Here is a 495-nt window from a genome sequence, read left to right as displayed (position 1 = left end):
AAAGTGACATGGATTCTTAACGTCCTCGGACGAAAAATGAATACCAAGTCTCAGTGAGTGAACATACGTAATTCATTACGAAGTTTAATTCATGAGCATCAAACTTAAATTGAAGAGTTTGATCATGGCTCAGATTGAACGCTGGCGGCAGGCCTAACACATGCAAGTCGAGCGGTAGCACAGAGAGCTTGCTCTCGGGTGACGAGCGGCGGACGGGTGAGTAATGTCTGGGAAACTGCCTGATGGAGGGGGATAACTACTGGAAACGGTAGCTAATACCGCATAACGTCGCAAGACCAAAGTGGGGGACCTTCGGGCCTCATGCCATCAGATGTGCCCAGATGGGATTAGCTTGTAGGTGAGGTAACGGCTCACCTAGGCGACGATCCCTAGCTGGTCTGAGAGGATGACCAGCCACACTGGAACTGAGACACGGTCCAGACTCCTACGGGAGGCAGCAGTGGGGAATATTGCACAATGGGCGCAAGCCTGATG

1 rRNA gene is annotated in these 495 nt (G+C 51.3%); it reads left to right on the top strand.

Going from position 1 to position 495, the window contains the following annotated elements:
* Nucleotides 1-106: 106 nt before the first annotated feature.
* Nucleotides 107-495: ribosomal RNA gene (locus GO007_RS21690) — 16S ribosomal RNA — on the top strand; the annotation flags it as partial.

Source organism: Klebsiella sp. 10-1 (genome assembly GCF_009758445.1).
Lineage (GTDB): Bacteria > Pseudomonadota > Gammaproteobacteria > Enterobacterales > Enterobacteriaceae > Klebsiella > Klebsiella scottii.
Note: the sequence above shows the minus strand (reverse complement) of the source record. Positions and strands in the feature narration are given on the sequence as shown.